9 protein-coding genes are annotated in these 16,752 nt (G+C 50.7%); 8 read left to right on the top strand and 1 reads right to left on the bottom strand.

Annotated features, from left to right (window positions below):
• The first annotated feature begins 172 nt into the window (after positions 1 to 172).
• Positions 173 to 2,500: a hypothetical protein gene (locus tag OCV29_RS10705; RefSeq protein ID WP_073605518.1), complete on the top strand. Its 2,328-nt coding sequence runs from the start codon at positions 173 to 175 to the stop codon at positions 2,498 to 2,500.
• A gap of 38 nt (positions 2,501 to 2,538) precedes the next feature.
• On the opposite strand, the gene OCV29_RS10700 is transcribed toward OCV29_RS10705, so the two are convergent.
• The gene (locus tag OCV29_RS10700; protein WP_073605517.1) at positions 2,539 to 5,205 is read right to left on the bottom strand and encodes an AMP-binding protein; all 2,667 of its coding nucleotides are present in this window, start codon (positions 5,203 to 5,205) and stop codon (positions 2,539 to 2,541) included.
• Between the two features lie 968 nt (positions 5,206 to 6,173).
• On the opposite strand from OCV29_RS10700, the gene OCV29_RS10695 reads away from it, so the two are divergent.
• From OCV29_RS10695 to OCV29_RS10665, 7 genes are all read left to right on the top strand, one after another.
• The gene (locus tag OCV29_RS10695) at positions 6,174 to 6,503 is read left to right on the top strand and encodes a DUF6694 family lipoprotein (protein ID WP_073605515.1); all 330 of its coding nucleotides are present in this window, start codon (positions 6,174 to 6,176) and stop codon (positions 6,501 to 6,503) included.
• 303 nt (positions 6,504 to 6,806) lie between these two features.
• A complete protein-coding gene (locus OCV29_RS10690; protein ID WP_073605514.1) occupies positions 6,807 to 7,319 on the top strand; it encodes a GNAT family N-acetyltransferase in 513 nt (170 codons plus the stop codon).
• A gap of 52 nt (positions 7,320 to 7,371) precedes the next feature.
• Positions 7,372 to 7,668: a DUF6916 family protein gene (locus OCV29_RS10685; protein WP_073605513.1), complete on the top strand. Its 297-nt coding sequence runs from the start codon at positions 7,372 to 7,374 to the stop codon at positions 7,666 to 7,668.
• Positions 7,669 to 7,725: 57 nt separating this feature from the next.
• The gene (locus OCV29_RS10680; RefSeq protein WP_073605512.1) at positions 7,726 to 8,265 is read left to right on the top strand and encodes a phage tail protein; all 540 of its coding nucleotides are present in this window, start codon (positions 7,726 to 7,728) and stop codon (positions 8,263 to 8,265) included.
• An 11-nt stretch (positions 8,266 to 8,276) separates the two neighbouring features.
• Positions 8,277 to 8,792 (top strand): phage tail protein, encoded by a 516-nt coding sequence (locus OCV29_RS10675; RefSeq protein ID WP_073605511.1) that lies wholly within the window; start codon positions 8,277 to 8,279, stop codon positions 8,790 to 8,792.
• Positions 8,793 to 8,807: 15 nt separating this feature from the next.
• A complete protein-coding gene (locus OCV29_RS10670; RefSeq protein ID WP_073605510.1) occupies positions 8,808 to 9,350 on the top strand; it encodes a phage tail protein in 543 nt (180 codons plus the stop codon).
• A gap of 234 nt (positions 9,351 to 9,584) precedes the next feature.
• Positions 9,585 to 16,733, top strand: a complete 7,149-nt coding sequence (locus OCV29_RS10665; protein ID WP_261887319.1) for an Ig-like domain-containing protein — start codon at positions 9,585 to 9,587, stop codon at positions 16,731 to 16,733.
• Positions 16,734 to 16,752 lie beyond the last annotated feature (19 nt).

Genomic DNA, 16,752 nt, shown 5'->3' with positions numbered 1-16,752 from the left:
GTTACCCTGGCGGGTAACGATGTTTCCTGTCTGTATTTTTCTCTGTTCCAGCTTGTTTTTCCCGCCACATCACAGAAACATATGAATTTAAGTGGTATGTGATGGTTTGTATTATTCTTATTGTGAACGTTGCATTCTCACCCTTTGTACCAACGCATGACAGGATCATACAATGAACCATCTCTTCATCTCCGTTGCTTCTGCCGGAGGTCATCGATGCATTGAACAGATAAAATCCCGGTTGGGAGAATCTTCTGTCCTGCAGCAGTGTGGTTATCATCCGTTTCATATGCTTCGGGCAGAAGAGTACCGAAACGCCTCATTCGACAATCATCTGCAAACGATCAGACACAGCCGGTATATGATTTGTCTGCTGGGACAAAGTGATGATGAGAGCGATGCCGCAGCGCTCGATGCCGAAATTGAAGCGGCGCTTGATTGTGACGTCGATATCATCGCCTTTTGTGCCGGCGATGTTTGCCGACAGACTGCGTTGCCGGAAGCGATCGCTGAACAATGCAAAAAACTGCCCCGGTCAGCGAAAGTCGAAACGATTGCCAGCGCTGATTCTGAAGTGATTGCCAGAGCGATCACACAGGTGATGGAACTTGAAGTGCTCGGGGTGCTGGGAGGAAATGACAGTGATGTACCGGGTACTGATTTCCTGAGTCGTGATTTTCTCAATATCCCCGGCTTTTCTGCCCGTCTTTGCGGGAACTTTTTGCCTGAAATCTCTGCCCAGCTGGAAAGAATCTATCAGACGGGGGCACCGGATCAGTCTGCCAGTCTGCTGGCCGGTGAGATGGCACAGCGAAAACGCTGGGCTTGCGAAAGTCTGTCTTATGGTCACCCGGACGCTGCTATCCTGAACCTGCAAAAAGTCCATGAGGAATTTGGATCGGATTTTTTTGTCTGCTTCTGGCTGGGCAGGCTTTATATCCTCTATGGCACGGATGAACGTCAGTTCAGTCAGGGAGAGAGGTTATCCCGGCGGGCCTTGTCGATGCTTCAGCCGGCAGAGACTTTGCTTTTTTCTTTCTGTTATACCCATCTTGGCCGTGCGTCCACAAAGCTCGGGCATCTGGTACAGGCTGGCGAATGTTTTGATATCGCTTCAGGCGCATTTCATACGGATGAGATTGATGAATTCAGAGCCGCACTGTGTTTACAGCAGATGACATCTGCTCAGGAGAGCCGGTGGCTGGATCAGGCCGCGACATGTCTGAGCGGGTTATTACACAAAAAGCTGACACATTTTTTGTCGGCCCGGCCCCGGCTTGAGGCGGAATATGATGGTTATTTTCTTCAGGCAGAACAGCGTATTTTGCAGCAGTGGGAATCCTTTTACAGTGTGGCGTATGACGTGACCAGTCAGCATTATTTCTGGGCAGCAGAAAACTTTTATGGTTTCAGAAACAAACCGGTCAGGATAGATAAGATGCAGTATATCTTGCAGTGTGTGATGGAAATTGCACAGCTTAATCGTCAAAACTACCGGATATTGCATCAGGTTGCCGGTCAGATTCAGGCGCGCTATGAACATGTGCAGCATGATGTGAGAGAACTGCAGGAACGTCGCAGAAAGCTTGACTTTGAACAGGAAGAAATCACCCGGCTGGTGGAAGAGAGCAACCCGCTCGTCACTGAGAGAGAAGCCATTCTGACTGAAGAAAAAGTATTGAAAGCCGAGGCAGAAAAGGCTGAGAAAAAGGTCTTCTACAGCTCATGTCTGATTTTGGCTGCTCTGGTTCTGATGACCTTTGTTGTTATTCGCGTTGTGGATCTCGACATGCGCCAGCAAGACACCCTGCTGTTTGTCTTATCCGGACTGTTCTTTTTCTCATTAGGGCTCCCCTATATTTTTTCAGGCAACTACCGGAAAATGAAAGGGCAACTGGGAAAACTTGCGGGTCGGCGTTGTGTCATCAAAGATCATTTGCCTGGCTTGTGGCGGGATACGGAACCGGAAGTCATGGCCGATATGCTGCGTGTGCGGTTGACGGAAATCAAAGACACGCCGGACAGTGTCACTGTGGCCTGTCTGGATGAAATTTGCCATGACGTACAGCAGTATGCCGCACGTGAATATAAGCGGTTGTCAGAAACAGAAGATGATTGCCACAGGCAGTATGAAAAATTAAAAGCGCTGGCTGCCGCCTGGTGTGAGAATGTCGATGTCTTTGAATCGAGACTGATTTCTGCCTGGCACGGGCAATATAATCATCTGCTTTGCCGGTCTGAACAAGTGGAAGTGAGTGAGATCCCCGAGCCAGATGACTCTGACCGGCAATGTCGGTTTTTTGCAAAACAATCCGGACATTTGGTGTTACATGTGCGTGGTTCACGGATGCGGGCCTGGTTCTCTGAAATACAGTCGGCTACGATGATGATGGATGATTTATACCCGAACGACCTGGATCATGCATCTTCAGGTCATTTGGGTCGATGTGATTCAGGTGGCTCATCGCAGGCGCAAGAGACACAAATGCATGGAGGGTAACGACACATCGCACCCTGACCATCCCATCCACTTCATATTCAATCTGCAGACCCGCACGTGAATTGCAGATGTTGCTCCATCATCACGGCGTCTTCAACGCCGGCAAAACCCGGCATCCCATGCCTGATTTCATCCGGTTCGGAGCGTCGCCCGCGGATTTTGACATGATGGTCTTTGATCGGATGATCTTTGCGGCCCTGATAATAAATTTTGCGGTCTTCAGAGAAATAAACCCGGTCGCCGACGCGGTACATGGTTTCATTCTCATTAAACAGATCCGGTATAAAATATTGCGCCGTCAATCCGGGAAGATTCCGGTAACCTCTGGCTACGCCTGATCCGCCAATCATCAGCTCTCCCCATGAACCGGGCGGCAGCAGTTGCTGGTGTTGATCGACGACATATAACCGGGTATTGGCAGCAGGTTGGCCAAGCGATAAGTCTCCGGGGTGATATTTGGCATTGACTGATGTCGCAAATGAGTTTTCCGCGGGTCCGTAGACATTCAGCAGCCGGCAATGAGAGAAGCGGGCCAGCAACGTGGCTGTGCAGGCTTCTCCGCCCAGCATGATGGTGGTTCCGGGACGAAAATCTTCTGTCTGGTGGCAGGCAAGCTGTCCGGGAGTCATGAGCAGCAGGTCGACCGGCTGCTGGCAAAGTTGTCGTGCCAGTGGCTTGCCCGGTGTCGAAAGTTTATCCGTTATCACCAGTATTGCACCGCTGAGCAACACTATCATCAATTCCAGCACAGACATGTCAACACCGGGGGCGATAAGCCGGAGTATCCGTTGGCCCGGCCTGATTTCAGCTGCTGAAATGATGGTGTGGGCAATCGCAACCAGATTGCGGTGTGTTACCTCTACCCCTTTCGGCTGACCGGCCGGACCTGATGTATAAATGAGATAGGCCAGTGAAAATGGGTCGACTACCGGGAGAGGCTTTGGGGCGGGGGCAAAGTGGGCCAGCAGGGCAACGGACAGGTAACACTGTTTTTCGGCCAGCAGGCTGGAAGAATAACTTTGGTCTGTGATCAGGAACAGCGCCGGTGCGGTATCCTGCAATATGTATTCAATCCGTCCGGGCGGCAGTTCCGGATCCACCGGCACATAACCGACCCCGAGTCTGAACAGGGCGGTCATCGCAATCATGCTTTCAATACTTCTGGATGTCAGTACCGCGACAGACTGATACTGATCGATATTTTTACTCAGCAGAAAACCAATCAGCCGGTCTGTATAGTCATCAAGCATCTGGTAAGAAATATGCTGTTCGCCGCAGATGATCGCTGTTTGTCCGGCATAGCGTGTCACACATTGTTGAAAGCTGTCCTGAAACAGGGGAAGTTTTGCAATCGGGGCCGGGTGAGGATAAATCTGTTCTTCTTCCTGCTCAAGAAACACATCAAGTGCAGGAACCGGTTGCGCTGGTTGTCCGGCAAAGCGGGTTAGAAAAGTCAGAAAACGCTGGAAATGCAGTGTCAGAGATTTTTCAGTAAATAGTGCCGCATTGGCGTTGAAGCCGAATTCCAGACTGCCGTCACTGTTGCGGTCAAAAATGTCGATGCCCAGATGATTGGCCGGACCGCTTGCCTGATTCCTGATCAGGGTCTGGGTTTCGCTAAAGCTGAGAGTTTGCCCGCCACTGACAATATTCAGCAGAATTTGAAATAAAGGTTTGTTGCCACGCTCTTCCTGCAGATCCTGTACGATTTGTTCATACCGGTAAGTCTGGTGCAGCAGGTGACGGCTGAGCTGACGCTGTACACCGGATGCGATGGAAAGTACCGTACTTTTCTGATCGAGTGTCATATGCAGCGGCAGGATATTGGCGACCATAGCAGGGACATCACGCAGCCCTTTCAGTTGCCGGGCCTCAACCGGTATGCCGAAAACCAGCTCTGACTCCCCGGTCATCCGGTGAATATAAGCGGCACAAACAGCAATCAACAGTCCGGATATGTTGAGTTGATGCGCGGCTGCGATAGCTCTGAGCCGGTCCACCAAATCACCGCTGATGACCCGCCGCAATCTGATCAGCTCTGACAGAGGGGCTTCACCGGGGACCAGCTGAACCGGATCAGGCAGATTCGCACAGTAGTCATGCCAGTACCGACGGTCTTTTGTCAGGGTTGGGCTGTTGAGATACGCGGTTTCAGCCTCGGCAACCGTTTCCAGTGTGGGGTAATTTGCCAGTCTGACCGGCTGACCGTTGTATAAGGCATTATAGATAGTGGTCATTCGTTGCAAGATCATGCCATTTGCAGAGCGGTCAATCACTAAATGGCTGACCAGTTCAACAAAGATGTAGTGTTCCGGTGCGATACAGATAAGAAGAAACCGGACCAGTGGCCCTGTTTCCGGATTCAGGTCCTGTCCGGTGAGGTCTTGTATGATGTTCTGACAGGTGCGTTTTGCCTCCGGCTGGCCGGATAAATCAATCAATTTAAACCGCTCTCTGCCCGGTGGTTCATTTTGAATACATTGTTCCGGAAAATCTGAGTCTGGTGCTTGTCTGAAGCTGACTCTGAGTGCTTCAGTTTCAGTGAATACCATGTGCAGAGCAAGCCGCAGCAGGTTGATATCTAATTTTCCTTTGATTTCCTGAGTTTCGCATAAATGATAATTGCGATTGATTCCTGAATGTTGAATAGCCAGATATACTTCCTTTTGGGCTGCACTGATTCGGGATTTACTCTCTTTCGACATATTATATCCTTATCTGTTCTGATATATCTGATTTTATTTTTGGATGTGTTTATTTTTATTTTTTAATGTTGGTTCTGAAATTTATCTGCTATTTGTTATATAACTATCATTAATTACAGATATGAACAGGGTCAGTTTGTTTATATATACAACATTGGTTTGCGTATACAACAGAGGCGAATAAACCTCTGGCTCTTGCTGTATGGTTTTTCATCATTCAGTTTTTGATTGCTTATGTTGCTCAACGGATTAAATTTATTAAATTCATACAGATACCTGGCATAAAAATGTGTTTAATTATGTTTGTTTTTATTCTGACAAGAGCGATTTTTATTATCTATAGTATGAACATTTAATATGCAGTCGGATTATCATAATACATTGATAAAGTATTATTTTTTAATTCTTAATCCGGTAAATTAATTTAAATTCAGGATGAGTTCAAGATGTCTGTTTTATTTAATTATATTTGATTTGTTCTGCGCGGTTGTTATTGTCAGGATTAATAATCTAACCTGATTATTTTTAACAGGATTCATTAAATTGATATTTCAGAATGCAGAATTCAGCGTAGTGCCAAAAGAGACCGTTCAAGGTAAACAAGAAAAAGAAAGCAGGAAGGCAAAGAGATGACGATATCTGAACGACCCCAAAAATGAATAAATCCTGTCCGGGGGTTGAAACTGAGTCAGAGTTGCAATATTTTGTACGGCGTTTTAAATGATTTAATCAGATTCAGAGAAGGTCTGATACCAATCTGAGAAATAAACAGATCATCTGGATGTGTCTGGTGGAGCAAACATACAAGGGCATGGATGCCCTTGTTAAAGCGCCCATGGATGGCTTGAGCGGTTTGCGGAACCAGATATATCCAGATCAGAAAATTACTTAGAATGGTCTGAACGCTCATACTCATCAGCATCAATAACTTTTTGCTGGCATGAGGATCAACAGAAAAAGGAAGTCTCATGAAGAAGTTTCTGGTTGTTTTGCTGGGTTGTTACATGCTTGCTGGTTGTTTTGAGCCGGTAACGTTTGATGCCAGCAATGAATCAACAATGAAAACATCGTCCCGAAAAATAGCCAAAGCACTGCCAGAGAACCAAAAGGAGGAGTTCAGTCGCGCCGTGATGTATTTTTCTATGGGTGGAACAGCGGGGTTAAAACAGATTATGACTGCGGTTGACGATGCTCACAGAGCGCAGCTTTTCGCTGAGCACCTGGCCGTGATCGATGGTTTGACCGGTGATGAAATCCTCGAGAAATACAGAAATGTAGCCAGAACTTCCGACATGTAACTGATATCCCGTCACACGCCCCTGAACAGATACTCCGGGCGTGTTTACTCCACATTGGTGTTGAACGCATTCCGTAAAAAACACCTGCCGTTCCATCATTTCAGCCGCGTTTTATCTCAAAAATCTGTTCAGAATTGAAGCTGAATTGCTCTGTTGCCAAGCCGTTCCGCAAGCGCAGCTTTGTTCAGACACAGTAAGACGTATTTTATGTTGCCACATTCACAAGATGCATTCATGAATCGTGCAAGATAATCAACCTGACTTAATACTCAATCAGATGAATTAAACCGGTTGGATATTTATATGCAAAGATTAAACATACCAGAAGGGCTGCATATCCGCCCGTCACGGGAGACGGATAAACCTTTTCTTGAAAAATTACATCATGCCGCCCGGCAGGATTTGCAGCTGATCGATGGCGAAAAAGAATTTATTGAATCAATCGTTGAGATGCAGTTTCGTGCTCAGACCGAAGGCTACGGCAGTCAGTTTCCGGATGCGATGTATTTCATTATTGAAAAACACCATGAGCCGATTGGCCGGGCAGCGATAGATTTTGGCCATAACGAAGCGCACCTGCTGGATATCGCATTTCTGCCACAGGCGCGTGGTCATGGGTTTGGCAAAGCCATTATTCAGTCTTTCCAGATGGCAGCAGCGCAATCCGGATTGCCGGTGAGCCTGAATGTTTTACAGGGCAACTGGGGGGCTAAACAGCTGTATCTCAGTCTTGGATTTGTCGTGGAGGCCGCTCGTCCGCCTTATGAAGAGATGCGCTGGTATCCGCAGGGGATGCGCGCTTTTTCAGGAATATAAGCCCTGACAGGGACAAACAGATGAGCAGAGATAGCATAAAAGGAGATCTCAGATGACGAAGTTTGTTTATGAAGTGTTAGAAGCAATGGTAGGGGAGTCGGTTGAAGTTTTTGACCCGGAAACAGGGGAGAAGCTGACGGAATTAAAGATTACAAATGTATCCAGAGGACATGTTCATGGTGAAGCGTTTGATGCATTCAATGTTGAATTGTCCGGTGATGAAGATGAACACTGTCCTGATAATCATTATTTATTGAAGCATGACAAGTTCGGTGCTGAGACATATTACATGTCGGCCCATGCAATCGATAAATATCAGATCTGTATCTCCCGCAAGGCGGATGCATAAAAAAGTGCAATTGAACCTATATGGGTGAAAACCTCACAATGAGTGATGGAGGAAAACATGTCAGATCAATTTCTAGGTGAAATCAGGCAGGTCGGATTTAATTTCGCGCCGGTGAAGTGGGTGAAATGCGCCGGACAATTACTGCAGATAACGGATAATGTCGCTTTGTATTCGCTGCTCGGCATTCAGTTTAATGGTGATGGGCGAAGCACTTTTGGTATACCGGATTTACGTGGGCGAACCCCTGTGATGCCGGGACTGCCGGATATTTACCGGCAGGGGCAAGCGGGAGGTATCGAGAGCAATACAATGGGTCTGACGCAGATGCCGGCGCATACGCATCCGGTTTATGCCACAACAGAAATGGCCACGGATAAATTTCCGGTACGTCCTACAGAGAGCAATCAGTTTGCTCAGCCAAATCCGCCCACCAGTGACTTTTATTCATCTGCACAGAGTGCAGTGCACAATACAGTCAGTCTGATCAGTCAATCCGTCGGTGCTGCCGGGTCTGGTACTTCATTCAGTGTCGTTCAGCCAACGGCTGTGGTGCAGTTCATCATTGCTATCGATGGGGAGTATCCGTCCCGTTCGTAAAGGAGAAGATTATGTCCAGTCCTTATTTAGGTGAAATTATTACATTTGCCGGAAACTTCGTCATACGACATTACGCCTTCTGTGATGGTCAGTTGCTCGGTATCAATCAAAACCAGGCACTTGCTTCATTACTTGGCTCTATGTATGGCGGTGATGGCAGAACATCGTTTGCCCTGCCTGATTTACGCGGACGGGTGATGGTTTCTCCCGAAACCAGTCCCGGGACATCCATTCCCTGGCATCAGGGAATGATGGCAGGCAAGGAAGCGATGACGCTGCAAAATCATCATATGCCGCCGCATAACCATACGCTGAATGTTTCAAGAGCATCCCCGGATGCCAATACTTCGGAAAATACGTATATCGGGCAGGGAAAGCAATATGCCAGTCAGACTTCTATGGTCAAAGAAATGTATGCGGAAACGGTAGGGACGGCCGGAAGCAATATAGCGGTTTCGTTGATGGCACCGTTCCTGGCAACGAATTTTATGATCGCGATTGATGGGATTTATCCGGCCCGTTCATAATCAGGAGATATTGCTATGAACTCATTTTATGGTCAAATCAAACTTTTTCCTTATACGTTCTCTCCGTTGCACTGGGCATATTGTTCCGGTCAGCTGCTGGACATTGGGCAAAATACCGCCCTTTATGCTTTAATCGGGACAATTTATGGCGGAAACGGAAGAACAAATTTTGCTGTTCCTAACCTGAAAGGCCGCTCCCCGGTTCATGCTGGTACCGGAATAGGGCTGACGCCCCGGGATCCGGGAGACTATGGCGGCTTACCCAGTGTGACGCTGGATCAGGGGAATCTGCCTGCTCATAATCATACGATATATGCCGGGAAAGCCACGGTTGCAGCAACCAGCGAAGATGCGAATGAAACCACTTATCTGGTGTCAACCAGAGGGCCTGTGGCTGCTTATTATGACACGCCTCCCGGAGGTGGTCAGACAGAGATGGCAGGTGAAATGTTAGGCGTTACCGGCCCGGCATCACCCGATGCAATATTGATCCGGCAGCCCTATACGGCGATTAATTTCTGCATCTGTCTGGATGGGATTTATCCACCACGGAATTAATGAACCAGGTTACTTTCTTATGGTGAAACAGATCTGATGGTTTGTTTCACCAATGTTGGACTGAGACAAGTCAAGGGTGAAATACATTTTGATGTATATTATGTGCACAACTCAGGGATAGTGTTATCTGACTCATATTTATGACTGATATTTGGATACAAATGTAAGCTAAATTTAGCATGCGTGCCTAATCTCATATGCATAAGATGAATGTCAGTGGAGTTGTGTATTATCATGAAGCCCCGATCTGAATCCTGTGTGTCTGAAAAACATGTGTCCGGCAGTGCTATGTCTGACAGTGCTATGCCGGGCAAAACAGCGGGTTCCGGAAAAGAACGCAGTCACCACATCACTACTTCTTTGTCCGGTACAAAAAAAATTGTTCAATCGATCGTTCTTCCCACAGTTGCGGCACTGGGTGCGGCTGCGCCTGCCGGGGCGTTTATCAGTCACAGTGGCTCGCGAAGCCGCAGAGCAAGTACCGTCAGGCAGGGGACGTCTTATTACGCGATTCAGTCAGAGCAAGCGGAAACACCTGCTGACGGCTTTGCTGATTTCTCACTGGCTCAGGACGGTCAACCTGCGACGATTGCTTCTGCTTCTGCGCCTGTGACGACAGCGGAGTCAAAAAGCAAGGATATCTTGCGGAAAATACAGCACAGTCAACGCCTGTTGACCAAAAGCCGGAGTCAGAACAGCATTCATGGTGACATCCACGACTGGCAGGGCAGCTCTGCCACCATGCCGGGTAAAATGAATGTGAACCGTCCGCTGGATGGCGTTGAGCTTGCTGTGGGTAGCTGCGGGTCATATACCGCCTCAAATACCTGTAACAGTGTAACCGCGTGTCAATGGGTTGGTGGCTCTTGTGTTGATGCCTCATCCGACACAACCCCACCCGTTTTCGAAAACAGCACCCCCTCACAAAACAGTGTTGGTGATACATCTGTGGAGATTAGCGTCGATATTGATGAGGCAGGTACGGTTTATGCGGTGGCAGTCGCTGACGGGGATAGCACACCGTCTTCCGCGCAGGTGATTGCCGGTCAGAACGCCGCCGGCAGTGGTGCCGACGCCGATAACAGCGTGACACTCAGTAGTGGCAGTTTCTCCGGCACCATTTCTCTGACGGGCTTATCGTCCGGCACCGCCTATGATATTTATGTCGTGGCACAGGACGATGAAAGCCCCCCGATTGTGCAGACTTCACCCACCAGGCTTGATATCACCACCACTACGCCGAACAACGCCCCGGAAGTCGATTTAAACGGCGCCACGGGCGGAACGGATAATACCGCTTCGTTCTCTGAAGGCGGAGGGGCTGTGACGATTGCGCCTGCGGCGACAGTCACCGATGCTGACGGCGATACCATCACCACCATTACCGTATCTCTGACCAACGATCAGGATGGCGCTGATGAAGGGCTGAATGTGACGGCAGCGGCTCAGGATGCGCTGAGCGGCATTTCCGGTTCGTCAGAGATTACTTTGCAGGATACGATTTCCATCACCAGCGCCACGGCCAGTGCCGCCGAGGTACAAACCTTTTTGCGTACCATCACCTATAACAACACCTCTTCCACGCCGGACAGCACAGCGCGTTCGGTGACGGTGGTGATCAATGACGGGACAGACGACAGCACAACCCGGACCTCGACGGTGAGTGTCACGGATGTCACCGCAGCGACGACCGCCGCTGACGGATTTAATACCACCACCGGCACCGGGCTTTCTCCTGGCATTATGTTCAGCAGCGGTGACGAAACCCTGACCATTGGCAGCACCAGCCATACCAGCGGTACGGCGAATGGTGTGTCCGGGACGGATACGCTGGTGACAATTGACGGTGCGGATATCAGTGGCTGGACACTGAGTAATTTTGATACGCTGAATGTCCCAGCCAGTACTACGGTGACAATGACATCTGCACAGCACAACGGCTTCACAAGCTTTACCGATAATGCGACGCAAACCATCGCGTTGACTTCCGGCAGCGATGATGTGACCGGCGATGCGACTATTGAAACCTATCAGCTGGGTGCCAGTTATAGTGGAACCTTTACCCTTGGCACTGCCGCGCAAAATGTCACCGGTGCGGATTCAGCGGCGGATACCGTTGATATTGATGGGCTGACCGTCACCGGCACCCTGAATGGCGGCACCGGCACCGATGTGCTGGAGATGGGCACCGGCAGCAATCTTTCCGGCGCGACGGTGTCCGGATTTGAAACCCTGACGCTGGACTCCGGGGCTTCTGTCACCATGACCGAAGCGCAGCATGATGCATTCTCCTTCATTAATGGTGCTGGCACCGGGCAGATCACCATCTCCGCCGCAACCGATGGCTTTTCCGCTAATGCGACGATTGAGACTTATGTGCTGGGCGCTGCGAACGCCGTGACGCTGGGCGCGGTCGGGCAAAATATCACCGGCAGCAGCGGTGATGATACCGTGAACCTTAGCAGCGGTAGTTATACCGGCACGCTCGATGGCGGCAGCGGAACCAATACGCTGGTGCTTGCCAACGGCGCAGATGTGACCGGCGCGACCCTCAGTAACTTTTCTGTGCTGACACTGCCTGACGGTGCCAGTGTGGAGATGCTGGCGAGTCAGCTGGGCATATTCAGCAGCACAAGTGCCACGGGCACACAACAAATGACTGTGAGCGGTGATGATGATTTCACCACGCTGGACGGGATTGAAACCTATGTCGTCGGTGATGACACCACCAATACCCGCACCATCACCCTTGGCGGTGCTGCAACGGATGTGTCCGCCACATCAGCCACAGATGCCGTGACTTTCAGTATCGGTGCGCTGACGTATACCGGCACCCTGACCGGCGAAGCGACGGTCAGTGATATGCTGGCACTGGATAACGGTGCGGATATCACCGGGGCGACCCTGAATCATATGTCTGACCTGACGATTGCCAGCGGCGCGTCCGTAACGATGACCGAAGCGCAGCATGACAGCTTCAATATCACGGCGAACGGGACGAATGCCGTGACGATTGCCGATGCCACCGATGGCTTTACCGGTGACGGTGAGGTTGAAAACTACACCCTGGGCAGCGCGAACACGATCACGCTGGGTACTTCCGGCGCGTCGCTGTCACAGAATGTTACCGGTTCTTCGGGCAATGATACCCTGACTCTCGGGGCGGCGGCCTATTCCGGCACGTTCAACGGGGGGGACGGTACCGATACCCTGGTACTGGCTGATGGCGCAAATATCGCCAGTGCAACGATTAGCCACTTTGAAAACCTGACACTGGCTTCCGGTGCATCTGTGACTATGTCAGCGGCTCAGCTGGCACAGTTCAGCGGCACGATTACAGCCGCCGGTGCAGAGCAGATTACAGTGACCGGTGACGGCGATTTCACCACGCTCCCCGGGGTTGAAAGCTATTTCGTCGGCGATGATTCCACCGATACCCGCACGATTACCCTCGGCGATGCCACAACCAGTGTTTCGGCAACTTCCGGATCTGATGCGGTGACGTTTGAGCTGGGTTCACTGACCTATACCGGTTCGTTGACCGGCGAAGGGACGGTCAATGATAGTGTTTCCGTGGATGATGGTGGCGATTTATCGGGTGCAACTCTGAGCGGGATTGAAAATCTGATGCTGGCGAATGGCGCAAGTATCACCATGAGTGCCAGTCAACAGGCCGTCTTTAATGGCACGGTGACGGCAGCGGGGAATGAAACCGTGAATGTGACCGGTGACGGAAGCTTCACCACACTGAACAATATTGAAAGTTACATCGTTGGTGATTCCTCGTCAGACAGCCGGACCATCACGCTGGGCAGTGCAGCAACTTCAGTGACTGCAACCGCCGTGACGGATGCGGTTACCTTTGATGTCGGTACGCTGACTTATACCGGCACCCTGACCGGTGACAGCACGGTTGCTGATACCATCACGATGGACAATAGCGGTGATATCTCCGGGGCAACGATCAACAGTGCAGAGAATCTGACGCTTGCTTCCGGGGCGGGCGTGTCCATGACGCCAGCGCAGCTGAATGGCTTCAGCGGTACGATGACCGCACCGGGCAGTGAAACCGTGACTTTCTCCGGCGACGGTACGCTGAGCGGCAGTAACCTGTCTGCACTTGAAACACTGGCGACTTTGGCTCAGGCCAGTGCAGACACCATCACACTGTCCGCCGCACTTGCTGCAGGTAAAACGCTGATCGCAGGCGATACCGGCAGTGACGGTTTTGTGGTGACTGGCTCAACGGGCAGCCAGAGTGTGACCGGCAGTGCGGGCGGGGATACCATCGATGGCGGGGACGGGGATGATACCCTCAGCCCGGGTGCCGGAACCGACACGGTGACCGGTGGTGCCGGCGGGGATACCTTCACCGGCAGTGTGACCGATCTGAATGGGGATACGATCGCAGATCTGAGCGCGGATGACCGGATTCTGTTAACCGGCATCACCGGATTAAGCACCAGTGATGTCAGCTTTAATGCCGGCACCACGCTGCAAATCGACACCGATGCCAATACCGGCAATGGCTATGAAGTGCAGATGACACTGTCTGACAGTGCCGGAAACAATCTGACGGTTGATACGGTGGCAGATACTGGAAGCGACACCGGGATTACGTTTGTCACCAACAATACCGATCCGGTGATTACGATGAGTTCAGCGCTGGTGACCGATGAAAACAGCAGTCAGACCCTGACCTTCAGTTATACAGATGCCGATGGTGACACCGTCACCGCGGTGCAGAAAACCGCACCGTCTCACGGCAGTATCAGTATCAGCGGGACGACAATAACTTACACACCGGCGACCGGTTATAGCGGCAGTGACAGTTTTGAGCTGACTTTCAGTGACGGCAACGGCTACAGCTCAGATAAAACGATCACTGTGACTGTGAATGCAGCCAGTCATAACTCCGGAAATAATTCTGGTAGCAGCTCCGGCAGTAATTCCGGCAGTAATTCCGGCGGCACAACGGCACCAGTTAACAATGCGCCAGTCATCACGTTAAGCTCAGCATTAATCACCGATGAAGACAGCAGTGGCACTGTCAGTTTCAGCTATACCGATGCGGATGGGGATACCGTGACTGCATTTGTGAAAACAGCACCACAGCATGGCAGTCTTGGTGTCAGTGGTACGACTATCACCTATACACCCGCAGCGGATTACAGTGGCAGTGATCATTTTGTGCTGACGTTAGGTGATGGCAACGGCTACACCTCAGACCGGACCGTGAATGTCACGGTGAACCCGGTGAATGATGTGCCGGTGGCGAACGATGATACCAGCCTGACGTTTACAGCGAATGCTGCCGGGACTTACACGCTGGATGTACTGGCTAATGATACCGATGCCGATGATGACGCATTGCAGATTGTCTGGGTGACCCCGGGCAGTGGTCGTGCAGTCATTCAGGGCAATACCGTCGTATTGACCACGGAGACGACCGGCACATTCACCCTGAAGTATGGCATCAGTGACGGCAACGGCGGGACAGACAGTGCTTCTGTGACTGTTGTGATTGTCAGTAGTGATGCGCTGGCACCGATAGTCACACCGCCCGCGGATGTTGAAGTGAATGCGACCGGACTGTTTACCCGGATTAATCCGGGTGTTGCTACCGCTAAAAGCATCAATGGAGAGACACTGCCGGTCACACTGACCGATCTGACGACCACCTTCTTCAAACCGGGTTTGCATACAGTTTACTGGCAGGCGGAAGATAATGGTCATCAAGGGAAGGCCAGCCAGCGGGTGATTGTGCATCCCCTGGTGACGATTGGTAAGGATGAAGATTCCACAGAAGGGACAGCACACAGCGTGGGTGTTTACCTGAACGGTGAGGCGCCTTTCTATCCGCTTGTCATTCCGTACACTGTCAGTGGTTCTGCTGACAGCTCTGATCATGATCTGGTGAATGGTCATGTCATTATCAGCAGTGGTACTGAGGGTCATATTGCATTCAATATTGTGGCGGATGAGGAACCTGAAGGGACTGAAACCCTGATCATCACCCTTGACAGCAGTCTGAATCTGGGCAGTAAATCCAGTTATACACTGAGTATTCATGAGACCAATGTGGCACCAGAGGTCCGTATTGCTGTCACTCAGAATGGCGAATCGCGCACAGTGGTTGAAAGCAGCACAGATACGGTGACGGTGACAGCAACTGTCACAGATGCCAACGCCGGGGATTCGCATACGTATGAATGGATCAATCATGACAGTCATATTGTCAATCTCAGTGACAGTGACGATGTTTTCTCTTTCTCACCGGCGGCTCTAAGCCCTGGTATTTATCATCTGGTGCTTGAAGTGAGTGACGGCACGGTGACTACGTCATCGGATATCTATATTGAAGTGGTCGCTGAACTGGCGGCACTGGGGACTGATGACAGCGATGGTGATCAGATTCCGGACAGTGAAGAGGGTTACAAAGACAGTGATAATGACGGAATTCCTGATTATCTGGACGCCATTAGTGAGTGTAACGTGATTCAGGAACATGCATTGGTCTCTGAACATTATCTGATTGAAGGGGAGGACGGCGTTTGTCTGCGCAAAGGTGTGACGCTGGCGGAGAACGAAACCGGCGGAACCCGTTTAATGACCAATGAGCTGGCCGATGATCCACAGGCACAGAATGTCGGCGGTATCTTCGACTTTATTGCTTATGGTTTGCCCAAATCCGGTCAGTCTTTCCAGATTGTATTGCCTCAGCGTCAGCCGGTACCGTCTGATGCTGTTTACCGGAAATATTCAGCAGCACACGGCTGGACGGATTATATTGAAGATGGTCATAATCATGTTTACTCAGCTGCCGGAGAAGAAGGGTATTGCCCGCCTCCGGGGGACAGTGTCTGGAGCGAAGGGCTGACCGAAGGGCACTGGTGCGTTCAGCTGACAATTGAAGATGGCGGTCCGAATGATCATGACGGTGAAGCAAACAGTGCGATTGAAGATCCCGGCGGTGTGGCCACCCGCTCAGAAAACCGGATGCCGGAAGTAGCAGATGACACCGTCAGCGTTGAAATGAATGGTTCAGTGACCATTGATGTGCTCAGTAATGACACGGATGCAGATAGTGATACGCTCTCCATCGCCAGTGCCAGTGCGGATTTGGGGCTGGTTGCGGTGACAGAAAATAGACTGCTGTACACACCTGCGACCGATTTCTATGGCACTGATACGGTTCACTATAGTGTGACGGATAATAACGGCGGCACAGCCGCTGCAGTGGTGACCGTGAATGTGATCAAAACATCCGTTGGTTCCGCGACGCCGTCTGATTCCGCGACTTCATCGTCCGGCAGCAGTGGCAGTGTCAGTGGTCTTATGATCTTTGTGCTTGGATTGCTGGGAATACGACGGCGCCGGTGACCGGCGTTCATCTGTTCAC

This window comes from Vibrio aerogenes, assembly GCF_024346755.1.
In the GTDB taxonomy this organism is placed as follows: Bacteria; Pseudomonadota; Gammaproteobacteria; order Enterobacterales; family Vibrionaceae; genus Vibrio; species Vibrio aerogenes.
Note: the sequence above shows the minus strand (reverse complement) of the source record. Positions and strands in the feature narration are given on the sequence as shown.

Bases quoted from the DNA above. Each gene is read 5' to 3' on its own strand.
- OCV29_RS10705 (WP_073605518.1), top strand. From the start codon at position 173: ATGAACCATCTCTTCATCTCCGTTGCTTCTGCCGGAGGTCATCGATGC.
- OCV29_RS10700 (WP_073605517.1), bottom strand. From the start codon at position 5,205: ATGTCGAAAGAGAGTAAATCCCGAATCAGTGCAGCCCAAAAGGAAGTA.
- OCV29_RS10695 (WP_073605515.1), top strand. From the start codon at position 6,174: ATGAAGAAGTTTCTGGTTGTTTTGCTGGGTTGTTACATGCTTGCTGGT.
- OCV29_RS10690 (WP_073605514.1), top strand. From the start codon at position 6,807: ATGCAAAGATTAAACATACCAGAAGGGCTGCATATCCGCCCGTCACGG.
- OCV29_RS10685 (WP_073605513.1), top strand. From the start codon at position 7,372: ATGACGAAGTTTGTTTATGAAGTGTTAGAAGCAATGGTAGGGGAGTCG.
- OCV29_RS10680 (WP_073605512.1), top strand. From the start codon at position 7,726: ATGTCAGATCAATTTCTAGGTGAAATCAGGCAGGTCGGATTTAATTTC.
- OCV29_RS10675 (WP_073605511.1), top strand. From the start codon at position 8,277: ATGTCCAGTCCTTATTTAGGTGAAATTATTACATTTGCCGGAAACTTC.
- OCV29_RS10670 (WP_073605510.1), top strand. From the start codon at position 8,808: ATGAACTCATTTTATGGTCAAATCAAACTTTTTCCTTATACGTTCTCT.
- OCV29_RS10665 (WP_261887319.1), top strand. From the start codon at position 9,585: ATGAAGCCCCGATCTGAATCCTGTGTGTCTGAAAAACATGTGTCCGGC.